Genomic DNA, 21,527 nt, shown 5'->3' on the forward strand with positions numbered 1-21,527 from the left:
CGCCTACATTGGAATGTGTTTCCCTGTAGGAGCTGCCGCAGGCTGCGATCTTTTTGCTTTTATAGTAACGGAGCCACTACAGGCTCCTTGCGCGGCCAGGCATCCAGCACGGCCTTGAACAGCGTCGCCAGCGGAATCGCAAAGAACACGCCCCAGAAGCCCCACAACCCGCCAAACAACAGCACCGCGCAGATGATGGCCACCGGGTGCAGGTTGACCGCCTCGGAAAACAGCAAAGGCACCAGCACGTTGCCATCCAGCGTCTGAATGATCCCGTAGACCGCCATCAGATAAATGAACTGATCGCTCCAGCCCCATTGGAATAGCGCGATCAGCAGCACCGGTACGGTCACCACCACCGCACCGACGTACGGCACGACCACCGACACCCCGACCAGCAACGCCAGCAGCGCCGCATAGTTGAGGCCGAGGGCGACGAAGGCGATGTAAGTCACGCCGCCGCAGATCACGATTTCGATGACCTTGCCACGAATGTAGTTGGCAATCTGCCGGTTCATTTCCTGCGCGACCCGGGTGATCAGCGCCCGCTCGCGAGGCAGATAGCCGCGCACCCACTCGCCGATCATGGCCCGGTCCTTGAGAAAGAAAAACACCAGGATCGGCACCAGCACCAGATAGATCATGATGTTGACCAGCAGGGGCAGGCTCGACAGCGAGAAGGTCAGCGCCCACTGCCCGAATTTGCCGATTTCGCCACGCGCGGCTTCGATGGCTTGCAGCACCTGCTCGTCAGAAACCAGATGCGGATAGCGCTCGGGCAGCAACAGCAGCAGCGACTGCCACTTGGCGAGCATGCCCGGCAGCTCGTTGAACAAGGTGATCAACTGATGCCAGAGCAGCGGCAACACCACCACGATAAACACCAGCAAGACGCCCATGAACAGCGCAAACACCAGGCCCACCGCCGCCGCACCAGGCACGCGCATACGTTCGAGGGCAAGCACCAGCCCTTGCATCAGGTACGCCAGCACCATCCCCGCCAGTACCGGCGCGAGCATGCCACCGAGCGTGAGCACTGCGGTGAAGGCCAGGAACAGCAGCACTGCCAGCACCACGGCTTCTTCGTCGGAAAAATAGCGCTGAATCCAGTCGCGTAATACTTTGAACATCAATAATCCCTGGGTCTTTTACGCGGTGGGTTTCAGGCTTTTTTCAACCAGTAACGGTAAACGCCCGCTTCGTCTTCTTCGCGCAGCAGCGTATGACCGGCCAAACGGGCAAAGGTGCGGAAGTCACGCTGCGAGCCCGCGTCCGTGGCGATCACCTTGAGTACGGCGCCGCTGGGCAGCTTGTTGAGTTCCATTTTGGCCTTGAGCAACGGCAACGGGCAATTCAGGCCACTGGCGTCCAGTTCACAATCATGGGCTACAGCGTCAGTCATTGCGTCACTCCGGTTCAGATGGTCGAGCGGCCTAGAATATCTGGTCGCGGGCCCGGTGTCCGGCTACAGTAAGGTCTTTGTCTTCTAAGGCTTTGTGCATGACATTTCTGCGCCCTACCCTGTTGACGCTCGCTTGCCTGCTCGCCTCACCGGGCTTTGCCGACGATCTGCCGTCACTTGGCGACGCCAGTTCTGCCATTGTCTCACCGCAACAGGAATATCAGCTGGGCCGCGCCTGGCTGGCGATGTTGCGTAGTCAGGTTGCACAACTCAACGATCCGCAACTCAAGGACTACGTCGAGTCCAGCGTCTACAAGCTGGTGGAAACCAGCCAGGTCACTGACCGCCGCCTGGAATTCATCCTGATCAACAGCCCGCAACTCAACGCCTTCGCGGCGCCAGGTGGCGTGGTCGGGGTCAACGGCGGGCTGTTCCTCAATGCGCAGACCGAAGGCGAATATGCCTCGGTACTGGCTCACGAACTGGCTCACTTGTCACAACGTCACTTTGCTCGTGGCGTCGAAGCTTCGCAACGGATGCAGGTACCGATGATGGCGGCGCTGCTGGCTGGCATCGTGATTGCCGCTGCCGGTGGTGGTGATGCCGGGATCGCGACCATTGCCGGCAGTCAAGCAGCAGCCATTCAATCGCAACGTACCTTCTCGCGCCAGAACGAACAGGAAGCCGACCGTATTGGCATCCTCAACCTGGAAAAGGCCGGATACGACCCGCGCTCAATGCCGACCATGTTCGAACGTCTGATGCGCCAATACCGCTTCGACGCCAAGCCGCCAGAATTTCTGCTGACTCACCCGGTGACCGAATCGCGTATCGCCGACACCCGTAACCGCGCAGAACAAGCGCCAGCGGGCGGCATCGAAGACAGCATGCGCTATCAGCTGATCCGCGCCCGCGTACAGCTGATCTACGAAGAAACCCCGGGGCTGGGCGCCAAGCGCTTCCGCGCACAACTGGATGAGAACCCGAAGAACGACGTGGCGCGCTATGGCCTGGCAATCGCCCAGATCAAGGGTGGTCAGCTCAATGAAGCACGGGAGAATCTCAAGCAATTGCTGGCCAAGTCGCCCAACGAGATCATCTACAACCTCGCGCAGATCGACCTGGACATCACCAACAACCGCCTGCCGGATGCGCAAACGCGGGTGGACCGGATGCTTACGCAATATCCGGGCAACTACCCGTTGAATCAGGTTCGTGTCGATCTGTTGCTGAAACAGAATCGCACCGCTGACGCGGAAAAAGCCCTCGACAGCTTGCTCAAATCTCGTCCGAACGATCCGGACGTGTGGTATCAGGTCGCTGAAACTCGTGGCCTGTCCGGCAATATCATCGGTCTGCATCAGGCTCGCGCCGAGTACTTTGCGCTGGTGGGGGACTATCGTCAGGCGATCCAGCAGCTCGATTTTGCCAAACGCAAGGCGGGCAGCAACTTCCCGCTGTCCTCGCGGATCGATGCGCGCCAGCGCGAGCTGATGGAGCAGGAGCGCATGATCAAGGACATGATGGGCTGAGTTCTCATCAGCGACATAAAAATTTCAGGCATAAAAAAACCGCCTCTTTCGAGGCGGTTTTTATTTCACCGCAACCGGGTTATTCAGCCAGTTTGAAGGTGATGAAGCTCGCGCGACCTTGACGCAGTACGCGCATCGACACCGAACGATTCTTCGGCAGTGCCTTGGCGATCTCGGTGAACTCCTTGGTGGACCCGATGGCCTGGTTGTTCAGGTGAGTGATCACGTCACCCGGCTGCAGACCGATCAGGGCCGCAGGACCGTCCTGAACCTCCTTGATCACTACCCCGCCTTTGAGGTCGTAGGTTTTCTTCTGCTCGGCGGTCAACTCGACCACCGAAACACCGAGGCGATTGCTGCTGCTTTCCGCGCCGGATTTCGGCAGCGCTGCCAGCTCTTTGTCCTCGTCCGGAATCGCGCCAACAGTCAGCTCGACATTCTTGCGTTTGCCGTCACGAATCACTTCAAGATTGGCCTTGGCGCCTGCCTTCAGTGCACCAACCAGATGTGGCAGGTCAGCGGACATGACGATCGGCTGACCATTCATGCTCAGGATCACGTCACCCACTTGCAAGCCGCCCTTGGCTGCCGGACCGTCATCCTGAATCTGCGCAACCAGCGCACCAGCCGGCTTATCGAGTCCGAACGACTCAGCCAGATCCTTGTTCACTTCCTGGATGACCACGCCCAGCCAGCCGCGGCTAACCTTGCCACCGCTTTTCAGCTGATTGGAAACGTCCATCGCCACATCGATCGGGATGGCGAACGACACACCCATGAAGCCACCGGAACGGGTGTAGATCTGCGAGTTGATCCCGACCACTTCACCGTTCAGGTTGAACAGCGGGCCACCGGAGTTACCCGGGTTGATGGGTACATCGGTCTGGATGAACGGCACGTAGTTTTCATTTGGCAGGCTACGGCCAACGGCGCTGACAATGCCTTGGGTCACGGTGTGGTCAAAGCCGAACGGTGACCCGATCGCCACTACCCACTGACCGGCTTTCAGATCCTGGGACTTGCCGAGTTTAAGCACCGGCAGATCCTTGCCGTCGATTTTCAGCAGGGCCACGTCGGAGCGCGGGTCGGTGCCGATCAGCTTGGCTTTCATTTCACTGCGATCTGCAAGACGCACGAGGATTTCGTCGGCGTCGGCAATCACATGGTTGTTGGTCAGGATGTAGCCATCCGAAGAAATGATGAAGCCCGAACCCAGCGATTGTGCTTCACGCTGACGGTCGCCGCGCGGCGAACGCTGCTGAGGCGGCATGCCGCGCTCGAAGAACTCGCGCAACATCGGCGGCAAGCCTTCCAGGTCAGGCATCTGCTGGTTCACCTTGCGGTCCGGCAGTTTCTGCGTGGTACTGATGTTCACCACTGCAGGCGAGGCCTGTTCAACCAGTTGGGTGAAATCCGGCAGGTCGGCCGCCTGGACAGCGGGGACAGCCTGACCCAGCACCAGCACGGTGGCGAAAATGGAGAGATAAGACTTCAAGCTAAGTATCGACATACAGCTCCCGTTACGACGAGCAGGGTTAAGCGATATGGAGCAAGGAACACCGGGAACCGCGGGCCGGTATTTTTGTTCCGGGAACAACAGACAAGGCCAGAGCCGTGAGGCTCTGACCTATAAAAAACTTTCGGGTGATTTGCAAATGAAAATGCTGAGCAAACATTTCATCTACGTCTCGACGAAGAGGTGGAAATGACTGAAATCAGCTCACTGCTTGCTGGTTGCAGTGCCATCGTTGCGCATCGACAAAGCAATGCGTTCAGCTGTGCCGATTGGAATTTCACCGACCACCGTGACCATCATTTCACCCTCGGGCGTAGTGAGACGGCGGGAAACGGCAACAGTTGGCCCCAACTGCGTGCGGGTATCGGTCACTGTTGCACCGTTCAACGGCTCAAGAAATACCGAAAAACGCGCAAGCCCGTCGTCGTACATCAGGCTGCTGACTTGAGTCTTGGTTTCCGGATCTTTGTGCGAGGTGCTGCTGGTCAGCACAAAACCCGGAGGGAGCCAGTCGGAATGCCAGACCTGAGCCGTCTTCACGGCAGAGGCCTTGTCACTATCAATAGTAACGGCCTTGCACTCGGCGCCAGCTTGAAGTTCTTTGTCCGACGGGACATCAGCGGTATCGAGGCTGGTGAACTGGAAACGCTCGAGTAGCTGCCCTTTGTCGTTGAGCAACAACGACTTCAATGGCAAACCGGTCTGTTTATCCAGATGCAGTTCGAAACCATAACGATGCTGGTCGCGAGGCGTCAGCGATACGATGACCGCATCACGCCCAGCCACGCGCGACTTGCCGATGACGGCAAGCTCATACCAGTTTTTCAGCTTTTGGGGGTCAAGCGAACGAGCGGTCGAGTTGGGAGAATCTCCCAACCCCGCAATCAGAGTGCCGCTGACGCATTGAGTATGCCCATCAACACGCACGACTTCCTGAGCCGAGCCGTCGAGCTGAAGCAAACGCTCGCGGACCTGACCGTTCTGGACACGATGCCAGATATTGTGGGTAGAAAAACTACCGTTACGCTCGTAAACGAAGGTGCCTTGAAAGCTTTGCTGCTGTTCGGCCTGGCCCAGACGGTTCAACCAGTCCTGGGCCTCATCAGCATGGGCTGGAACAACGAACCAGCCACTGAGCAGAAGCGAAAGTAAAGGTATGGCGCGCATGATCCTCCTTAACGGTTTTCCATGCTTGCTGCACGCGCATAAGGCAAGGCGCTTTCAGTACCTTTCAGCGCAGCCTGCTGGGCATGCTGGCGCAGATAACCTGGCAGACGCTGATCATGCCAGCCTGGCTGACCTTGCAGAACGCCATTGGCCATCGGACCGGTGGTTTCCGAGCTTTCCTTATAGCCTGCCAGCACTGCCGGGCCTTTGGCTTGTGGCGCTACCAGCGAAGGCTGATTGGACTGCTGAGCCAACTCGACACCCGCAATTTCGTCCTGGTTGTACAGACGAACACCGGCCAGTACGGCAACGGTCACCGAAGCGGCAACGGCCAGACGACCGAGGTTACGCCATGGACCACGGGATACTTTGGCTGGAGCCGTTTCGTCTTCCAGCGCAGCAGAGACTGCCGCAGCGATGTCCAGACGCGGAAGCAGCAGGTCCTTGTGCATGGCTGCCCGGGCGATCTGGTAACGAGCCCAGGTCTCACGGGTTTCAACATCGTCCAGCGCATTGATCACTCGACGCAATTCCAATTCGTCCGCTTCGTTATCCATCACTGCGGACAGCGATTCCTGCAGGGCTTCACGACTCATGGCGTTCCTCTCTTGGCTGTCGCCGCTGTCTCAGTTTTCCTGCAACAACGGCTGCAGGGCTTTATCGATGGCCTCCCGAGCGCGGAAAATCCGGGAGCGCACGGTACCCACCGGACACTGCATGACGCTCGCAATGTCCTCGTAACTCAGACCATCGAATTCACGTAAAGTTAACGCCGTACGCAAATCCTCTGGCAGTTGCTGAATGGTTCGATGGACGGTGCCTTCGATCTCATCCCGCAGCAACGCGCGTTCCGGTGATTCGAGATCCTTGAGGCCATGATCGCCATCGTAGAACTCTGCGTCTTCAGAACTTACATCGCTATCCGGCGGCCGGCGGCCGCGTGAAACCAGATAGTTTTTTGCCGTGTTGATGGCAATGCGGTAAAGCCACGTATAGAACGCGCTGTCTCCGCGAAAGTTTCCTAATGCTCGGTACGCCTTGATAAAGGCTTCCTGAGCGACATCCTGGGCTTCATGGGTGTCGTGCACGAAACGCACGATCAACCCGAGAATTTTGTGCTGATATTTCAGCACCAGCAGATCGAAAGCTCGCTTGTCGCCACGCTGAACGCGCTCGACCAGCTGCTGATCCTCTTCCTGGGTTAGCATGAACACTCCTCGATAAGCATGGAGGAGGCTTGCATAACTAAACGACCAGACTTGCAAACATAGACTCGGGCTTTTCGCAAAAGTTCTCCCCCTCCAGGCAAGTTTCCTGCGGGCTCTGATTTGGCACGCACGAAAAACGCAGCGCGGGATAAACCGGCTGCGCGAATAATCTTGTCATCGGTTCGCCGGCAAAAACCCAATCGCAGGTTCTGCATTGAAGCCGACACTGTCCCGTGTTTCTGGCAACTGTCTATTGATCTTGGGCCTCTGGCAAAAGTTCCAATTATTTATAGCCATGCTGGCGCGACATTGAACGACCGTGCGCTGAAAAAGCCTGTTTCATCCTCGATACAGTTGCCTTTTTCCAAAACGATGAAAAAAAACCTCCGACGAAACGTCAAGCTTTTGTCGTCACAGTAGTTTCACAATGCCATACAAGCCCGGCTATTGTGCCGCTCCACCCCTCTATATACTAGTGGGCTGTGTGGCTGTCTTGACTCGCCGATCCAGCTGTCTTGCGCCAACCCCGATCCGGGTCGCTTTGAGCGGAATCCTGAAATGAGCCAACAGTTTCAACACGATGTTCTGGTGATTGGCAGCGGCGCTGCCGGTTTGAGTCTCGCGCTGACCCTGCCGGGTCATTTGCGCATTGCCGTATTGAGCAAGGGTGATCTGGCCAACGGTTCGACCTATTGGGCCCAGGGCGGCGTCGCTGCCGTGCTGGACGATACCGACACTGTCGAATCCCACGTCGATGACACCCTGAACGCCGGCGGCGGTCTGTGCCATGAAGACGCGGTGCGTTTCACTGTCGAGCACAGTCGGGAAGCCATCCAGTGGTTGATCGACCAGGGCGTGCCGTTCACCCGCGACGAACAGTCCGGCACCGAAGACGGCGGCTTCGAATTCCACCTGACCCGCGAGGGCGGCCATAGCCATCGACGCATCATCCACGCCGCCGACGCGACCGGCGCAGCGATTTTCACCACCCTGCTCGCCCAGGCCAGAGAGCGCAGCAATATAGAGCTGCTGGAACAACGGGTTGCCGTTGATCTGATCACCGAGCGTCGACTGGGCCTGGACGGCGAGCGCTGCCTCGGTGCCTACGTGCTGAATCGCGCGACCGGCGAAGTCGATACCTACGGCGCGCGTTTCGTGATCCTCGCGTCCGGCGGCGCCGCCAAGGTTTACCTCTATACCAGCAACCCCGATGGCGCCTGCGGTGATGGCATTGCCATGGCTTGGCGCTCGGGCTGCCGGGTGGCAAACCTGGAATTCAACCAGTTCCACCCCACTTGCCTGTATCACCCGCAAGCCAAGAGCTTCCTGATCACTGAAGCCTTGCGTGGCGAAGGTGCGCACCTGAAGCTGCCCAACGGCGAACGGTTCATGCCTCGTTTCGACAAACGTGCCGAACTGGCGCCACGCGACATCGTCGCCCGCGCCATCGACCATGAAATGAAGCGCCTGGGCGTCGACTGCGTCTATCTCGATATCAGCCACAAGCCGGAAGCTTTCATCAAAAGCCACTTCCCGACTGTTTATGAGCGCTGCCTGGGTTTCGGCATCGACATCACCAAACAGCCGATCCCGGTCGTGCCGGCGGCGCACTACACCTGTGGTGGGGTGATGGTCGATCAACACGGTCGCACCGATGTGCCGGGGTTGTACGCCATCGGCGAAACCAGCTTCACGGGTTTGCACGGGGCCAACCGCATGGCCAGCAACTCGCTGCTCGAATGCTTCGTTTATGCCCGCTCGGCCGCAGCGGACATTCTTGCGCAACTGGATGCCGTCACCGCGCCAAACGCCCTGCCCGAGTGGGACGCCAGCCAGGTAACCGATTCCGACGAAGACGTGATCATCGCCCACAACTGGGATGAGCTGCGCCGCTTCATGTGGGACTACGTGGGGATCGTGCGCACCAACAAGCGCCTGCAACGGGCGCAGCACCGCGTGCGTCTGCTGCTGGACGAGATCGACGAGTTCTACAGCAACTATAAAGTCAGTCGCGACCTGATCGAGCTGCGCAATCTCGCGCAAGTCGCCGAGCTGATGATCTGCTCAGCCATGGAGCGCAAGGAAAGTCGCGGCCTGCATTACACACTCGACTATCCGAACCTGCTGCCCGAGGCGCTCGACACTATTCTGGTGCCGCCCACCTACGCCGGCTGAACTTGAGCCGCACTCGCAGGCGTCGGTGCACATCCGCCGCCTGCGAGTCTCGCGGCACACAGATCGAGCGCACCCGCCGCTCGCCGCGCAGACGAAAGCGCAGCACCACAATCAGGGGCAACGCCAGGCTGTCAGGGCACAGCTGTACGGCTTGCCACCCCACTGCCTGATTCCACAACTGCCAGCCATCGGCGTCGCGGCGTAATCGGCAAAAGGCCTGCGGATGCTTCAGCAGAATCTGCCGTGGCAGCACCCACGCGGCGTGCAGCACACAGGCAAAAGCTCCGAGCAGACTGGCCCAGAGTGGAATCGACAGGAGAAAAAACACGCCCAGTGCGAACGCCTGGGCCAACAGATACGCCGCCAGCAACTGCCGTGAGGCATGCCAGCGGCATTCGAAGGTGTTACTTGGGTTGAACACGGTCCAGGATCATCCGGACCATGCGCTGCAGTTCCGGGTCTTCGGATTCGCTGCGCTCCATGAACCAGCCGAACATGTCCTGGTCTTCACAGGTCAGCAGTCGGACATACAAGTCGCGATCGACCTGGTTGAGGTGCGGATAGACCTCCTGCACGAACGGCACCAGCAGTACGTCAAGTTCCAGCATGCCGCGGCGGCTGTGCCAGAAGAGGCGATTGAGTTCAACTTGTTCGACCATGGAGCCCTCCTCAAATAGGCGCGCAGTATACAGCCCCGGCGCGGGTCGCACAGTCGGCTTTGGTCGGGCACCACCGATCCTTTATCAACTACCCATTTCAACAACGCGCCCTTATGATGTGCCCCAGACTTTTTACCCTGCGATGAACCATGGCCGATTCTGCTTTTTTCTGCACCCTGTCTCATGAAGGCGTACTCGCGGTTCGCGGCGCGGATGCCGGCAAATTCCTGCAAGGCCAATTGACCTGCAACATCAATTACCTCAGCGACAGCCAGGCCAGCCTTGGCGCACGCTGCACGCAAAAAGGCCGGATGCAGTCAAGCTTCCGCATTCTGCTCGAAGGTGATGGCGTGCTGCTGGCGATGGCCAGCGAACTGCTGGAGCCGCAACTGGCAGATCTGAAAAAGTACGCCGTATTCTCCAAATCCAAATTGACCGACGAAAGCGCCGCCTGGGTGCGTTTTGGCCTGGAACACGGCGACGCCGCATTGGCCAGCCTGGGGCTGGACCTGCCGCGCGAAACCGACAGCGTGGTGCGCAACGCAGGCCTGATCGCGATTCGCGTCTCGGCGGATCGCGCCGAGCTCTGGGCACCGGCCGATCAAGCCAATGCCATCAAGGCCAAACTCGTCGCCGCCCTGCCGGAAGGCGAGCTGAACCAATGGCTGCTGGGGCAGATTCGCGCCGGTATCGGTCAGGTCATGCCGACCACCCGTGAGCTGTTCATCCCGCAGATGCTCAACCTGCAGGCCGTCGGCGGCGTGAGTTTCAAGAAAGGTTGCTACACCGGCCAGGAAATCGTCGCGCGCATGCAGTACCTGGGCAAGCTCAAGCGTCGTCTCTATCGCGTGCAACTGGACGCGAGCGAACTGCCTGAGCCGGGTACCCCGCTGTTCGCCCCAAGCCACAGCAGCGCCATCGGCGAAGTGGTGATTGCCGCCCGCGCCGCAGAAAAGATTGAACTGCTGGCGGTGTTGCAGGCCGAAGCTGCCGAAGCGGGTGATCTGCACCTGGGTGCCCCCGAAGGCCCAGCGCTGCATTTGCTCGACCTGCCCTACGAACTGGATCGCGACCGCGAAATCCAGCGCTGATCGCAGCTTTTGTTGCAACACCCTAGAGAATCTACATGAGCGAGCTGGCGGATAAGGTCCAACAGGATTTGGTTGAGGCCATCGATAACGATGACCTGGTTCTGCCAACGTTACCGGAAGTGGCCCTGCAAATTCGCAAGGCCGCCGAAGATCCGGAGATCAGCGTCAGCGATCTGAGCAAAGTCATTGGCCGCGACACGGCACTGTCGGCGCGCCTGATCAAAGTGGTCAACAGCCCGTTGCTGCGTGCAACCCAGGAAGTCACCGACCTGCACACCGCGATCACCCGGCTGGGGGTCAACTACAGCAGCAACCTGGCGATCGGGCTGGTGATGGAACAGATCTTCCACGCCCGCTCCGACGTGGTCGAACAGAAGATGCGCGAAGTCTGGCGCAAGAGCCTGGAAATCGCCGGCGTCAGCTACGCCCTGTGCCGCCGCCACACCCAACTCAAACCTGATCAGGCAGCGCTGGGCGGACTGGTGCATCAAATCGGCGTGCTGCCGATCCTGACTTACGCCGAAGATCACTACGAACTGCTGTCGGATCCGGTCAGCCTCAATCATGTGATCGACCACATTCACCCGCTGCTGGGCGACAAGCTGTTGCGGGTCTGGGAATTTCCCGAGCAACTGGTGGAGCTGCCTGGGCTGTACCTGGATTTCAAGCGCGACTCGGCACAGATCGATTACGTCGATCTGGTGCAGGTGGCGAGCCTGTACTGCCACAAAGACAGCGATCATCCGATTTCACGGATTGACCCGCTCAGTGTGCCGGCATTCAGAAAGCTTGGGATCGATCCGGAGAACGAACAATTGTGTGCAGATCTGGAAGAGTCGCGGACGATGTTTTACTGATCCTCGTGGCGAGGGAGCTTGCTCCCGCTGGGCTGCGAAGCGGCCCCAAACCAGACGGCATCCCTTCATCAGACAAACCTTGCACTCAGGGATCACGACTGCTGCGCAGCCGAGCGGGAGCAAGCGCCCTCGCCACAAAAGCCCTCTCGGCTGCTATCCGGCAATAAAACTCACCCGAACCTTCAAACCGGCCTGCTCGCCATCATGCAAGGTGATCTGCGCCAGATGCGCCCGGCAGATCTCTCCGACAATCGCCAGCCCCAACCCTGAACCCGCCACTTGTTGATTGCGCCGGTAGAAGCGTTCAAACACCCGATCACGCTCCTCCAACGGAATCCCCGGCCCGTCATCTTCAACCTCAAGCACCGCCGGTGCCGCGACCCGCAGAATCACGTTGCCGCCCGGTGGCGTATGCGCCAGGGCGTTGTCCACCAGATTGCTCAACAGTTCATTGAGCAACGTCGGCTCGCCGCGCAGCCATACCGGTTCATCCGCCTCCAGCGCCAGTGCGACGCCGCGCGCGTGGGCCAGAGGCGCCATGGCCATGCCCAGTTCGCGGGCCAACTGACTCAGATCCAATAATTGCGCGCCGCCCTCGGCAATCGCCCGGGCACCGTTTTCCACCCGTGCCAGCGACAGCAGTTGATTGGCCAGATGGGTCAGGCGATCGGTGCTTTGCGCCGATGACTCCAGGGTTGTGCGCCAGGTTTCCGGCTCGCTGGAACGCAGGCCCAACTCCAGCCGCGCCTTCAATGCTGCCAGTGGCGTGCGCAGTTCGTGAGCGGCATCGGCGATGAACTGCGCCTGCCGCTCGAACTGCCCACGCAGGCGCTCGGTGAAGTGATTGAGCGCGCGCACCAGCGGCCACAATTCATGTTGCACCTCCACCAGCGGCAGCGGCCGCAAATCATCGGGCTGGCGCTCCTCCACCGCCGTGCGCAGACGCTCCAGCGGGCGCAGCGCGGCACTCACCGCGAACCACACCAGCAACAACGCGCCGATGGCGAGCATGCCCAGACGCAGCAGCGTATCGGCCGCCAGACTGCGCGCCATGGCGACGCGCGCCTCATCGGTTTCGGCGACGCGGATTTCCGCCATGCCGTTCATGTTCGGTTCGGTGACCGCTTTGAGCAAGCTGACCACGCGCACGTTCTGCCCACGATAGGTCGCGTTGTAGAAGCGCGCGAGCGCCGGGTAATCGTCGGTTCTTGGCGTACCGGGTGGCGGCCCGGGCAGGTTTTCGTAGCCGGAAATCAGCTTCTGGTGGATGTCGTTGACTTGGTAGTAAATCCGCCCGGCGCTGTCGTAAGCGAAGGTGTCCAGGGCCACGTAGGGCACGTCGGCGCTGAGCGTGCCGTCGCGCTGCGAGAGGCCGGCGGCGATGGTTCGCGCCGAGGCCAGCAGGGTTCGATCGTAAGCCGTGTCGGCGGCTTCGCGACCGTTCCAGTACGCGCTCAAACCACTGGCGAGCATCAACACCACCAGCAACAACGCGAGGTTCCACAGCAACCGCCAGCGCAGGCTGCTGGGCTTATGCATCGCGGCTTTCCAGCAGGTAACCGAGGCCACGGAAAGTCACGATCGCCACAGGTTGGCCGTCGAGTTTCTTGCGCAGGCGATGCACGTAGATTTCGATGGCGTCGGGGCTGGCTTCTTCGTCGAGACCGAACACTTGCGCGGCGAGTTGCTCCTTGCTCATCACCCGTCCCGGGCGGGCGATCAATGCTTCGAGCACGGCCTGTTCGCGAGAGGTCAGGGTCAGCAATTCTTCGCCAAGGCTGAAACGTCGGGTGTCGAGATCATAGGCCAGCACGCCGCAACGCTGCTGGCGTTCGCCGCCGAGCACACTGCGTCGCAGCAGGGCTTTGACCCGCGCTTCGAGCTCGCTCAGTTCGAACGGTTTGGCGAGGTAATCGTCAGCGCCGAGATTCAAGCCGTGTACGCGGTCCTTCACATCGCTGCGCGCCGTCAGCATCAACACCGGCAGGTTCTTGCCGCGTGCGCGCAGGCGCGCCAGCACCTCGAACCCGTCCATGCGTGGCAGGCCGACATCGAGAATCGCCATCGCGTATTCCTCGCTGCCCAGCGCCAGGTCGGCGGCCACGCCATCGTGCAGCACGTCCACGGTCAGACCGGTGCTTTTGAGCGCCTGGGCGACGCTTTCGGCCAGCTGCAAATGGTCTTCGACGAGCAGAACACGCATGGATCTTTACCTCATTCAGGGATGGCCGACGCCATTCTTTGTCGCGGAGTTTACAGCCGCAACCGCCACTGTGAAGCCCGAAAACCGCGAAATCCAGCTGAAAGGTTAGCGAAAGGTTGGGCCGTTAGAGTCCGGTCACGGACAGTTTCGACTGCCGTCGCTGCTGCCACACAGCGCTACGAAAAACGCCTCGAAGCGTTTTCGACCAATAAGAACAATAAACGGAGTACACCGCGCATGCAGTCCTTGCAGACCAGGGCTTTCACGCCCGTTCGCCCTTTGCGTTTCAGCCACACAGCCCTCGCCAGTGCCGCCGCCCTCGCCGGTTTTTCACCGCTGAGCTACGCCGACTTCATCAAAGACAGTTCCGCCACCTTCGAAACCCGCAACATGTACTTCAACCGTGACTTTCGCGACGGCACCAGCGCCCAGCAAAGCAAGCGGGATGAATGGGCCCAAGGGTTCATGCTCAACCTGCAATCGGGTTACACCGACGGCACCGTGGGGTTCGGTGTCGATGCGCTGGGCATGTTGGGGGTCAAACTTGATTCGAGCCCGGATCGCACCGGCACCGGCCTGCTGCCGACCCACGATGACGGGCGCGCCGCTGACGAATATTCCAAGGTCGGCCTGACCGGCAAAGTGAAAATCTCTGCCACCGAACTGAAAATCGGCAGCCTGATGCCTGAATTGCCGATCCTCAAACCGAACGACGGGCGCATCCTGCCGCAGACCTTCGAGGGCGGTTTGCTGACCTCCAAAGAGATCAAGAACCTGACCTTCACCGGCGGGCGTCTGGAGAAAGCCAAGGATCGCGACAGCACCGATTTCGAGGACATTGCCCTCAACAACAAGAACAGCCGTTTCGCTGGCACCGTGGCCGGCAAGCATTTCGATTTTGCCGGCGTGGACTACAAGTTCACCGACAAGATCACCGGCAGTTACCACTTCGCCCAACTCGACGAAGTCTACAACCAGCACTTCTTCGGGCTGGTCGCCTCGCGGCCGATGGGCCCGGGCACATTCGCCACCGACCTGCGTTTTGCGGTCAGTGACGATCAGGGCGCGGCCCGTGGTGGCGAGATCGACAACCGCTCGCTCAATGGTCTGGTCAGCTATGCCCTGAGCGGCCACAAGTTCAGCGCCGGCTATCAGCACATGTCCGGCGACAGCGCCTTCCCGTATGTCGATGGCAGCGACCCGTATCTGGTCAACTTCGTGCAGATCAACGACTTCGCCGGCGCCGAAGAACGCTCCTGGCAGGCGCGTTACGACTTCGACTTTGCGCGCCTCGGCATCCCCGGCCTGTCGTTCATGAGCCGTTACCTGAGCGGTGACAACATCAAGCTCAAGAACGGCGATGAAGGCAAAGAGTGGGAACGCAACACCGAGATCAAATATGTAGTACAAAGCGGCGCCTTGAAGGACGTTGCCGTCCGCCTGCGTAATGCCACCTACCGTTCCAACTACTCCGCTCGCGATGCCGATGAAGTGCGTCTGCTGGTGAGCTATAGCGTTGCCCTTTGGTAATTCAGTACGTCCATAACAACAACTCCCAAGGAGACATAGATGAACTTATCACTGCGTAAAGTTGCTCTGGCCGCTGGCGTCATGCTGTTCGCCGGCCAACTGATGGCCGAACCGAAGCGCCCGGAATGCATCGCCCCGGCCTCCCCCGGCGGCGGTTTCGACCTGACCTGCAAACTGGCGCAGAGCGCGCTGGTCAATGAAAAACTGCTGACCAAGCCGATGCGTGTGACCTACATGCCCGGCGGTGTCGGCGCGGTGGCGTACAACGCGGTCGTCGCTCAGCGTCCGGCCGATGCAGGCACGCTGGTGGCGTGGTCCAGCGGTTCGCTGCTGAACCTGGCGCAAGGCAAGTTCGGCCGCTTCGATGAAACCAATGTGCGCTGGCTTGCAGCCGTCGGCACCAGCTACGGCGCCATCGCGGTGAAAAGCGATTCGCCCTACAAGACCCTCGACGATCTCGTCAAAGCCTTGAAGAAAGATCCGAGCTCGGTGGTCATTGGTTCCGGCGGCACCGTCGGCAGCCAGGACTGGATGCAAACCGCCCTGATCGCCAAGGCTGCCGGGATCAACCCGCGTGACCTGCGTTACGTCGCCCTCGAAGGTGGCGGCGAAATTGCCACCGCGCTGCTTGGCGGGCACATCCAGGTCGGCAGCACCGACATTTCCGACTCCATGCCGCACATCCAGAGCGGTGACATGCGCCTGTTGGCAGTATTCGCCGACAAACGCCTCGACGAGCCGGAAATGAAAGACATCCCGACCGCCCGCGAGCAGGGTTACGACATCGTCTGGCCAGTGGTTCGCGGTTTTTACCTCGGGCCAAAAGTCAGCGACGAAGACTACGCCTGGTGGAAAGACGCCTTCGACAAACTGCTGGCCTCGGACGATTTCGCCAAGCTGCGCGATCAGCGTGAACTGTTCCCGTTCGCCATGACCGGCCCGGAGCTGGACACCTACGTGAAGAAGCAGGTGGCGGACTACAAGGTGCTGGCCAAAGAGTTCGGCCTGATTCAGTGATCGCCTCTGTCTAGCGGCTGCGGCCTCGCGCATCGAGGCCTCGGCACAGGAGTTTCCCATGCTCTTACAACGCATTTTCGCCTCGGTGCTATTGCTGGCCTGCGTCGGCCTGGCGCTGATGGCGTGGCCGTATCAAGCGGCTTTTTCTTATGAACCGGTCGGCCCGCGTGCCTTTCCCCTGCTGATGCTCGGCCTGATGGGCCTGGCGCTGCTGTACATGGTGTTCCGCCCGGCCCCCATCAAACACAGCGCGGACGAACCGCCGCTGGATCGCGAAACCCTGATCAAGATCGGCATCTGCGTCGTCCTGCTGCTGGTGTTCGCCGGCACATTTGAATCGCTGGGTTTCATCATCGCCAGCGTCATCACCGGCATCCCGATGGCACGCCTGTACGGCGGTCGCTGGTTGCCGAGCGTGGCGATCATCAGCTTGATGGCCATCGGTCTTTACCTGCTGTTCGACCGTTTGATGGACGTTCCGCTGCCCCTTGGCCTGCTCAGCGTTCTGGAGAACTGATATGGATACTCTTGGCTATTTGGGTCAGGGTTTTGGCGTTGCGCTGAGTCCCTACAACCTGGTGACCGCGCTGTGCGGCACACTGATCGGCACTGTCGTCGGCCTGTTGCCGGGCCTGGGTCCGATCAACGGCGTGGCGTTGCTGATCCCGATCGCATTCGCCCTCGGCCTGCCGCCGGAGTCGGCGCTGATTCTGTTGGCGGCGGTGTATCTGGGCTGCGAATACGGCGGGCGGATCAGCTCGATCCTGCTGAACATTCCAGGCGAAGCCTCCACCGTGATGACCACCCTCGACGGTTACCCGATGGCCCGTAAAGGTCTGGCCGGTGTGGCGCTGTCGCTGTCGGCCTGGAGCTCATTCATCGGTGCATTCATTGCCACCTGCGGCATGGTGCTGTTCGCCCCGCTGCTGGCGAAATGGGCGATTGCCTTCGGCCCGGCGGAATACTTCGTGCTGATGGTGTTTGCGATTGTCTGCCTTGGCGGCATGGCCGGTGATCGTCCGCTGAAGACGTTTATTGCAGCGTTGATCGGCCTGTTCCTGTCGACCGTGGGCATCGACGCCAACAGCGGTGTGTACCGTTTCACTGGCGACAACATTCACCTGACCGACGGCATTCAGTTCGTGGTGCTGGTGCTGGGCCTGTTTTCCATCAGCGAAATTCTCCTGCTGCTGGAAAAAACCCACCACGGCCAGGAAGCGGTGAAAGCCACCGGCCGGATGATGTTCAACTTCAAGGAGGCGGCTTCGGTATTCGTGGTCAACGTCCGCTGCGGCGTGCTGGGTTTCATCATGGGCGTGTTGCCGGGTGCCGGCGCGACCCTCGCCAGTGCCGTGGCCTACATGACCGAGAAACGCATCGCCGGCACCAGCGGCAAGTTTGGTGAAGGTGATGCCCGTGGCCTCGCCGCGCCGGAAACGGCTATTGGCGGTGCTGCCTGCGGTGCGCTGGTGCCGATGCTGACCCTCGGCGTTCCCGGCTCGGGCACCACGGCGGTGATGATCGGCGCCCTGTCGCTGTACAACATCACTCCGGGGCCGCTGCTGTTCCAACAACAACCGGACATCGTCTGGGGCCTGATCGCTTCGTTGTTCATCGCCAACGTGATGCTGGTGATCCTCAACATCCCGATGATCCGCATCTTCACCCGCATCCTCGCCGTGCCGAACTGGGCGTTGGTGCCCGTCATCGCCATCATCACCGGGATTGGCGTGTATGCCGTGCATGCCACCACGTTCGACCTGTTCCTGATGATCGGTATCGGCATCTTCGGCTACATCCTGCGCAAGCTGGACTTCCCGCTGTCGCCGCTGTTGCTGGGCTTCATTCTTGGCGAACTGATGGAGCAGAACCTGCGTCGCGCCCTGTCGATCTCCAACGGTGCGCTGGAAATCCTCTGGTCGAGCCCGATCACGCTCGGCGTCTGGGTACTGACAGGGATCATGCTGCTGATGCCGATCATCCGCATCTGGCGCAAACGTGCGGCAGCGCAACGCGCCATCGCCGATGTCTGATCGCACGTCCCTCAGAAGCTGGTGGGCCACCCCGCTGGTCGGTCTGCTTGGCGGTTTTATCGCCAGCCAGATCGGCTGGCCACTACCGTGGATGGTCGGCTCGTTGCTGGCGATCATCCTGGTGCGCTGCCTGACCCCGTGGCAACTTACGGAAATCCCTGGCGGGCGCAAATGCGGCCAATGGATTGTCGGCATCGGCATCGGCCTGCACTTCACCCCGCTGGTGATGGAGCAGGTGCTCAGTCACTTCGGCCTGATTTTCTTCGGTGCGCTGGTCACCAGCCTCTCGGCGGTGGTCGGCGTGTGGCTGATGCGCCGCACCGGCGAGGATCGCGCCACGGCGTTTTTCTCGAGCATGCCCGGCGGGTCCGGGGAGATGGTCAATCTCGGCGCGCGCAATGGTGCGTTGCTCAGCCATGTCGCGGCCGGGCAGAGTCTGCGGGTGCTGGTGGTGGTGCTGTGCGTGCCGGCCGCGTTCAAGTATCTGCTGGGCGACGGCACGCCAATTTCCCACGCCGTCAACGTCGATTGGCGTTGGCTGGCGATTCTGTTTCCCACAGGCGCCCTGCTCGCCTGGCTCTGGCAGCGTTTGCGTCAACCCAATCCGTGGCTGTTCGGCCCGTTGCTGGTCAGTGCCACGGTGAGCATTGCCTGGGATTTGCACATTGGCCTGCCGGACGGAGGCAGCCAGATCGGCCAGTGGCTGATCGGCAGCGGACTGGGCTGTCACTTCAATCGGCAGTTCTTCCGGCGCGCGCCGTCATTCATGGGGCGTACGTTGATCGGCACGGCGTTGACCATGTTGATCGCCACCCTGGCGGCACTGGGCTTGAGTGCGCTGACCCATCTGGATCTGCGTTCGCTGACGTTGGGCATGATGCCCGGCGGCATTGCCGAAATGAGTCTGACGGCGGAAACCCTGCAACTGTCGGTGCCGCTGGTGACGGCGATGCAAGTGATGCGTCTGTTGTTTGTGCTGTTTCTGGCGGAGCCGTTGTTCAAGTATTGGAATCGTAATCCCGGGTGATACCGAGTCACTGTGGCGAGGGAGCTTGCTCCCGCTGGGCTGCGCAGCAGACCCGAGATCCTTGAACCGGGTACTTCTGGCCAACGAAATCACAGGTTTTGCGGCTGCTGCGCAGCCGAGCGGGAGCAAGCTCCCTCGCCACAGATTTACTCAGCCAGTCAAATCGGCGGCAACCGCCACTCGATCGGCGCTTCACCATTCTGCTCAAGAAACTTGTTGGTCCGGCTGAAATGCCCACAGCCCAGGAAGCCACGATACGCCGATAACGGCGACGGGTGCACCGAGGTCAGCACCAGGTGCTTGGTCGCATCAATCAGCTTCTGTTTGCTCTGCGCATGCGCGCCCCACAGCATGAACACCAGATGCGGCTGGCGTTCGCTGACCACCTCAATGATCCGGTCGGTGAAGAACTGCCAGCCTTTGTCCTTGTGCGCGTTGGCATTGGCGCGCTCGACGGTCATGGTGGTGTTGAGCATCAACACGCCCTGATCGGCCCAGCTCTGCAGGTAACCGTGATTGGGGATGTCGATGTTCAGGTCGCGCTTCAACTCCTTGTAGATGTTGACCAGCGATGGCGGCGCCGGCACGCCCGGCTGCACCGAGAAGCACAAGCCATGGGCCTGGCCCGGGCCGTGGTACGGGTCCTGGCCGAGGATCACCACTTTGACCTTATCCAGCGGCGTCGAATTCAGCGCGTTGAAAATCAGCGGCCCCGGCGGATAGATCTCCTTGCCGGCCGCCCGCTCCTGCTGCAGAAAATTGCGCAACTCTGCCATGTAAGGCTGGTCGAATTCAGCACGCAGTGCCTCCTTCCAGCTCGGTTCGAGTTTGATACGGTCGTCAGCAGTCATGGTCATACCCGGCAAAAACAATGGGGCGAACCCTAGGAAAGCCGACCACGCTTGTCAATTGATCTGACACAGATCCGGCACTTTCCCACACAGCGATCATACTGATCGTTCAAATTCCCGATCGAGGTCACGATGAATCTGCACTTCGAAGAACTCACCGGCACCGACGGCGCCCGCCTCGGGATCGCCAGCCTGGATGCTGAAAAGTCGCTCAACGCGCTGTCCTTGCCGATGATCAACGCCTTGAGCGACAAACTGAACGCCTGGGCCAAGGATCCACAAATCGTCTGCGTGCTGCTGCGCGGCAACGGCGCCAAGGCATTCTGCGCCGGCGGCGAAGTGCGCAGCCTGGTGGAAGCCTGCCGCGCTCATCCCGGCGAAGTACCGCCATTGGCCGCGCAGTTTTTCGCCGCCGAATACCGCCTGGACTACAGCCTGCACACCTACCCCAAACCGCTGATCTGCTGGGGCCACGGTTACGTGCTCGGCGGCGGCATGGGCCTGCTGCAAGGCGCCAGCACGCGGATCGTCACGCCGAGCAGTCGCCTGGCGATGCCGGAGATCACCATCGGTCTGTATCCGGACGTCGGGGCCAGTTGGTTTCTCTCCCGGTTGCCGGGCAAGCTCGGCTTGTTCCTCGGTCTGACCGGTGCGCACATGAACGGGCGTGATGCGATCGATCTGGATCTGGCCGACCGCTTTCTGCTTGAAGAGCAGCAACCGCAACTGATCGAAGGCCTGCTGCAACTCAACTGGCAGGAGCAAACTGATATGCAACTCAACAGTCTGCTCAAGGCCCTGCAACAGGAAGCCGTCGGGCAGATGCCCGAGGCGCAGTGGTTGCCGCGCCGCCAGCAGATCGACGAACTGCTCGACGTCAGCGACGTCACCTGCGCCTGGAAAGCCATCAGCCTGCAACGCGACAGCAACGACCCGCTGATCGCCCGCGCCGCGAAAACCCTGAGCGAAGGCTCGCCGCTGACCGCGCATCTGGTCTGGGAACAGATCCTCCGCGCCCGCTACCTGTCACTGGCGGAAGTCTTTCAGATGGAATACACCCTGAGCCTCAATTGCTGCCGGCATCCGGAGTTCAGCGAAGGGGTGCGGGCGCGATTGATCGACAAGGATCAGAAACCGCACTGGCATTGGCCGGATATCAACAATGTGCCGGATGCGGTGGTCGAGGCGCATTTTCACAAGGTGTGGGAAGGTCGGCATCCGTTGGCGGATCTGTCGCAGTATTAATTGGCAACTGCCCG

The 21,527-nt window shown here is 60.4% G+C and carries 21 protein-coding genes; 10 read left to right on the forward strand and 11 right to left on the reverse strand.

Annotated elements, in window-relative coordinates; genetic code table 11:
* Positions 1 to 59 precede the first annotated feature (59 nt).
* Both ACM6HV_RS21190 and ACM6HV_RS21195 read right to left on the reverse strand, forming a co-directional pair.
* Positions 60 to 1,130 (reverse strand): AI-2E family transporter, encoded by a 1,071-nt coding sequence (locus ACM6HV_RS21190; protein WP_027614463.1) that lies wholly within the window; start codon positions 1,128 to 1,130, stop codon positions 60 to 62.
* Between the two features lie 32 nt (positions 1,131 to 1,162).
* Positions 1,163 to 1,402: a sulfurtransferase TusA family protein gene (locus ACM6HV_RS21195; RefSeq protein WP_007963279.1), complete on the reverse strand. Its 240-nt coding sequence runs from the start codon at positions 1,400 to 1,402 to the stop codon at positions 1,163 to 1,165.
* 98 nt (positions 1,403 to 1,500) lie between these two features.
* Between ACM6HV_RS21195 and ACM6HV_RS21200 the strand changes: the two genes are divergently transcribed.
* Positions 1,501 to 2,934, forward strand: a complete 1,434-nt coding sequence (locus ACM6HV_RS21200) for a M48 family metalloprotease (protein WP_041070373.1) — start codon at positions 1,501 to 1,503, stop codon at positions 2,932 to 2,934.
* Between the two features lie 79 nt (positions 2,935 to 3,013).
* On the opposite strand, the gene ACM6HV_RS21205 is transcribed toward ACM6HV_RS21200, so the two are convergent.
* The 4 genes from ACM6HV_RS21205 to rpoE all read right to left on the reverse strand — a co-directional run bounded on the left by ACM6HV_RS21205 (position 3,014) and on the right by rpoE (position 6,825).
* Positions 3,014 to 4,444, reverse strand: coding sequence for a DegQ family serine endoprotease (locus tag ACM6HV_RS21205; RefSeq protein ID WP_047598084.1), 1,431 nt, complete (start codon positions 4,442 to 4,444; stop codon positions 3,014 to 3,016).
* Between the two features lie 210 nt (positions 4,445 to 4,654).
* On the reverse strand, positions 4,655 to 5,617 hold the full coding sequence (locus ACM6HV_RS21210) for a MucB/RseB C-terminal domain-containing protein (protein WP_145593344.1): 963 nt from the start codon (positions 5,615 to 5,617) through the stop codon (positions 4,655 to 4,657).
* An 8-nt stretch (positions 5,618 to 5,625) separates the two neighbouring features.
* Positions 5,626 to 6,213 (reverse strand): sigma-E factor negative regulatory protein, encoded by a 588-nt coding sequence (locus ACM6HV_RS21215; RefSeq protein ID WP_041070379.1) that lies wholly within the window; start codon positions 6,211 to 6,213, stop codon positions 5,626 to 5,628.
* A 30-nt stretch (positions 6,214 to 6,243) separates the two neighbouring features.
* Entirely contained in the window at positions 6,244 to 6,825 is a 582-nt protein-coding gene (rpoE, locus tag ACM6HV_RS21220) for an RNA polymerase sigma factor RpoE (RefSeq protein ID WP_003172477.1), read from the reverse strand.
* Positions 6,826 to 7,383: 558 nt separating this feature from the next.
* Here rpoE and nadB point away from each other — a divergent pair.
* Positions 7,384 to 9,000 carry an L-aspartate oxidase gene (nadB, locus tag ACM6HV_RS21225; protein WP_145593346.1) on the forward strand — a complete coding sequence of 539 codons (1,617 nt, stop codon included), beginning with the start codon at positions 7,384 to 7,386 and terminating at the stop codon, positions 8,998 to 9,000.
* Here nadB and ACM6HV_RS21230 read toward each other — a convergent pair.
* Together ACM6HV_RS21230 and ACM6HV_RS21235 are read right to left on the reverse strand one after the other, a co-directional pair.
* Positions 8,969 to 9,421, reverse strand: coding sequence for a protein YgfX (locus ACM6HV_RS21230; RefSeq protein WP_414905221.1), 453 nt, complete (start codon positions 9,419 to 9,421; stop codon positions 8,969 to 8,971). The genes nadB and ACM6HV_RS21230 overlap by 32 nt on opposite strands.
* Positions 9,405 to 9,659, reverse strand: a complete 255-nt coding sequence (locus tag ACM6HV_RS21235; protein WP_007963266.1) for a succinate dehydrogenase assembly factor 2 — start codon at positions 9,657 to 9,659, stop codon at positions 9,405 to 9,407. Before ACM6HV_RS21235 ends, ACM6HV_RS21230 begins: the two co-directional genes overlap by 17 nt.
* Before the next feature lie 149 nt (positions 9,660 to 9,808).
* Between ACM6HV_RS21235 and ACM6HV_RS21240 the strand changes: the two genes are divergently transcribed.
* Both ACM6HV_RS21240 and ACM6HV_RS21245 read left to right on the forward strand, forming a co-directional pair.
* Positions 9,809 to 10,750, forward strand: coding sequence for a YgfZ/GcvT domain-containing protein (locus ACM6HV_RS21240; RefSeq protein WP_414905222.1), 942 nt, complete (start codon positions 9,809 to 9,811; stop codon positions 10,748 to 10,750).
* 35 nt (positions 10,751 to 10,785) lie between these two features.
* Positions 10,786 to 11,607: an HDOD domain-containing protein gene (locus tag ACM6HV_RS21245; protein ID WP_145593349.1), complete on the forward strand. Its 822-nt coding sequence runs from the start codon at positions 10,786 to 10,788 to the stop codon at positions 11,605 to 11,607.
* A 153-nt stretch (positions 11,608 to 11,760) separates the two neighbouring features.
* On the opposite strand, the gene ACM6HV_RS21250 is transcribed toward ACM6HV_RS21245, so the two are convergent.
* Both ACM6HV_RS21250 and ACM6HV_RS21255 read right to left on the reverse strand, forming a co-directional pair.
* On the reverse strand, positions 11,761 to 13,146 hold the full coding sequence (locus ACM6HV_RS21250) for a sensor histidine kinase (protein ID WP_086792025.1): 1,386 nt from the start codon (positions 13,144 to 13,146) through the stop codon (positions 11,761 to 11,763).
* Entirely contained in the window at positions 13,139 to 13,810 is a 672-nt protein-coding gene (locus ACM6HV_RS21255) for a response regulator (protein WP_041070394.1), read from the reverse strand. The genes ACM6HV_RS21250 and ACM6HV_RS21255 overlap by 8 nt, the downstream gene beginning before the upstream one ends.
* A gap of 237 nt (positions 13,811 to 14,047) precedes the next feature.
* Here ACM6HV_RS21255 and ACM6HV_RS21260 point away from each other — a divergent pair, with 237 nt between their 5' ends.
* The 5 genes from ACM6HV_RS21260 to ACM6HV_RS21280 are packed head-to-tail and all read left to right on the forward strand — an operon-like array spanning position 14,048 to position 19,417.
* The gene (locus ACM6HV_RS21260; protein ID WP_414905223.1) at positions 14,048 to 15,340 is read left to right on the forward strand and encodes an OprD family porin; all 1,293 of its coding nucleotides are present in this window, start codon (positions 14,048 to 14,050) and stop codon (positions 15,338 to 15,340) included.
* 39 nt (positions 15,341 to 15,379) lie between these two features.
* Entirely contained in the window at positions 15,380 to 16,357 is a 978-nt protein-coding gene (locus ACM6HV_RS21265; RefSeq protein ID WP_041070529.1) for a Bug family tripartite tricarboxylate transporter substrate binding protein, read from the forward strand.
* 58 nt (positions 16,358 to 16,415) lie between these two features.
* Complete coding sequence (locus tag ACM6HV_RS21270) at positions 16,416 to 16,874, forward strand: tripartite tricarboxylate transporter TctB family protein (protein ID WP_041070398.1); 459 nt, start codon at positions 16,416 to 16,418, stop codon at positions 16,872 to 16,874.
* A gap of 1 nt (position 16,875) precedes the next feature.
* Positions 16,876 to 18,390, forward strand: a complete 1,515-nt coding sequence (locus ACM6HV_RS21275) for a tripartite tricarboxylate transporter permease (RefSeq protein WP_041070400.1) — start codon at positions 16,876 to 16,878, stop codon at positions 18,388 to 18,390.
* Entirely contained in the window at positions 18,383 to 19,417 is a 1,035-nt protein-coding gene (locus tag ACM6HV_RS21280) for an AbrB family transcriptional regulator (RefSeq protein ID WP_414905224.1), read from the forward strand. The genes ACM6HV_RS21275 and ACM6HV_RS21280 overlap by 8 nt, the downstream gene beginning before the upstream one ends.
* Before the next feature lie 158 nt (positions 19,418 to 19,575).
* On the opposite strand, the gene ung is transcribed toward ACM6HV_RS21280, so the two are convergent.
* On the reverse strand, positions 19,576 to 20,268 hold the full coding sequence (gene ung / locus ACM6HV_RS21285) for a uracil-DNA glycosylase (protein ID WP_097086750.1): 693 nt from the start codon (positions 20,266 to 20,268) through the stop codon (positions 19,576 to 19,578).
* Positions 20,269 to 20,400: 132 nt separating this feature from the next.
* Here ung and ACM6HV_RS21290 point away from each other — a divergent pair, with 132 nt between their 5' ends.
* Positions 20,401 to 21,513 carry an enoyl-CoA hydratase/isomerase family protein gene (locus tag ACM6HV_RS21290; RefSeq protein WP_414905225.1) on the forward strand — a complete coding sequence of 371 codons (1,113 nt, stop codon included), beginning with the start codon at positions 20,401 to 20,403 and terminating at the stop codon, positions 21,511 to 21,513.
* The last annotated feature ends 14 nt before the right edge of the window (positions 21,514 to 21,527 follow it).

The sequence above is a fragment of the Pseudomonas sp. IT-P260 genome (genome assembly GCF_949768395.1).
Lineage (GTDB): Bacteria > Pseudomonadota > Gammaproteobacteria > Pseudomonadales > Pseudomonadaceae > Aquipseudomonas > Aquipseudomonas parakoreensis.

What these genes read in the sequence shown, in the direction of transcription:
- ACM6HV_RS21190 (WP_027614463.1), bottom strand. Translation starts at nt 1,130, where the DNA reads ATGTTCAAAGTATTACGCGACTGGATTCAGCGCTATTTTTCCGACGAA.
- ACM6HV_RS21195 (WP_007963279.1), bottom strand. Translation starts at nt 1,402, where the DNA reads ATGACTGACGCTGTAGCCCATGATTGTGAACTGGACGCCAGTGGCCTG.
- ACM6HV_RS21200 (WP_041070373.1), top strand. Translation starts at nt 1,501, where the DNA reads ATGACATTTCTGCGCCCTACCCTGTTGACGCTCGCTTGCCTGCTCGCC.
- ACM6HV_RS21205 (WP_047598084.1), bottom strand. Translation starts at nt 4,444, where the DNA reads ATGTCGATACTTAGCTTGAAGTCTTATCTCTCCATTTTCGCCACCGTG.
- ACM6HV_RS21210 (WP_145593344.1), bottom strand. Translation starts at nt 5,617, where the DNA reads ATGCGCGCCATACCTTTACTTTCGCTTCTGCTCAGTGGCTGGTTCGTT.
- ACM6HV_RS21215 (WP_041070379.1), bottom strand. Translation starts at nt 6,213, where the DNA reads ATGAGTCGTGAAGCCCTGCAGGAATCGCTGTCCGCAGTGATGGATAAC.
- rpoE (WP_003172477.1), bottom strand. Translation starts at nt 6,825, where the DNA reads ATGCTAACCCAGGAAGAGGATCAGCAGCTGGTCGAGCGCGTTCAGCGT.
- nadB (WP_145593346.1), top strand. Translation starts at nt 7,384, where the DNA reads ATGAGCCAACAGTTTCAACACGATGTTCTGGTGATTGGCAGCGGCGCT.
- ACM6HV_RS21235 (WP_007963266.1), bottom strand. Translation starts at nt 9,659, where the DNA reads ATGGTCGAACAAGTTGAACTCAATCGCCTCTTCTGGCACAGCCGCCGC.
- ACM6HV_RS21240 (WP_414905222.1), top strand. Translation starts at nt 9,809, where the DNA reads ATGGCCGATTCTGCTTTTTTCTGCACCCTGTCTCATGAAGGCGTACTC.
- ACM6HV_RS21245 (WP_145593349.1), top strand. Translation starts at nt 10,786, where the DNA reads ATGAGCGAGCTGGCGGATAAGGTCCAACAGGATTTGGTTGAGGCCATC.
- ACM6HV_RS21250 (WP_086792025.1), bottom strand. Translation starts at nt 13,146, where the DNA reads ATGCATAAGCCCAGCAGCCTGCGCTGGCGGTTGCTGTGGAACCTCGCG.
- ACM6HV_RS21255 (WP_041070394.1), bottom strand. Translation starts at nt 13,810, where the DNA reads ATGCGTGTTCTGCTCGTCGAAGACCATTTGCAGCTGGCCGAAAGCGTC.
- ACM6HV_RS21260 (WP_414905223.1), top strand. Translation starts at nt 14,048, where the DNA reads ATGCAGTCCTTGCAGACCAGGGCTTTCACGCCCGTTCGCCCTTTGCGT.
- ACM6HV_RS21265 (WP_041070529.1), top strand. Translation starts at nt 15,380, where the DNA reads ATGAACTTATCACTGCGTAAAGTTGCTCTGGCCGCTGGCGTCATGCTG.
- ACM6HV_RS21270 (WP_041070398.1), top strand. Translation starts at nt 16,416, where the DNA reads ATGCTCTTACAACGCATTTTCGCCTCGGTGCTATTGCTGGCCTGCGTC.
- ACM6HV_RS21275 (WP_041070400.1), top strand. Translation starts at nt 16,876, where the DNA reads ATGGATACTCTTGGCTATTTGGGTCAGGGTTTTGGCGTTGCGCTGAGT.
- ACM6HV_RS21280 (WP_414905224.1), top strand. Translation starts at nt 18,383, where the DNA reads ATGTCTGATCGCACGTCCCTCAGAAGCTGGTGGGCCACCCCGCTGGTC.
- ung (WP_097086750.1), bottom strand. Translation starts at nt 20,268, where the DNA reads ATGACTGCTGACGACCGTATCAAACTCGAACCGAGCTGGAAGGAGGCA.
- ACM6HV_RS21290 (WP_414905225.1), top strand. Translation starts at nt 20,401, where the DNA reads ATGAATCTGCACTTCGAAGAACTCACCGGCACCGACGGCGCCCGCCTC.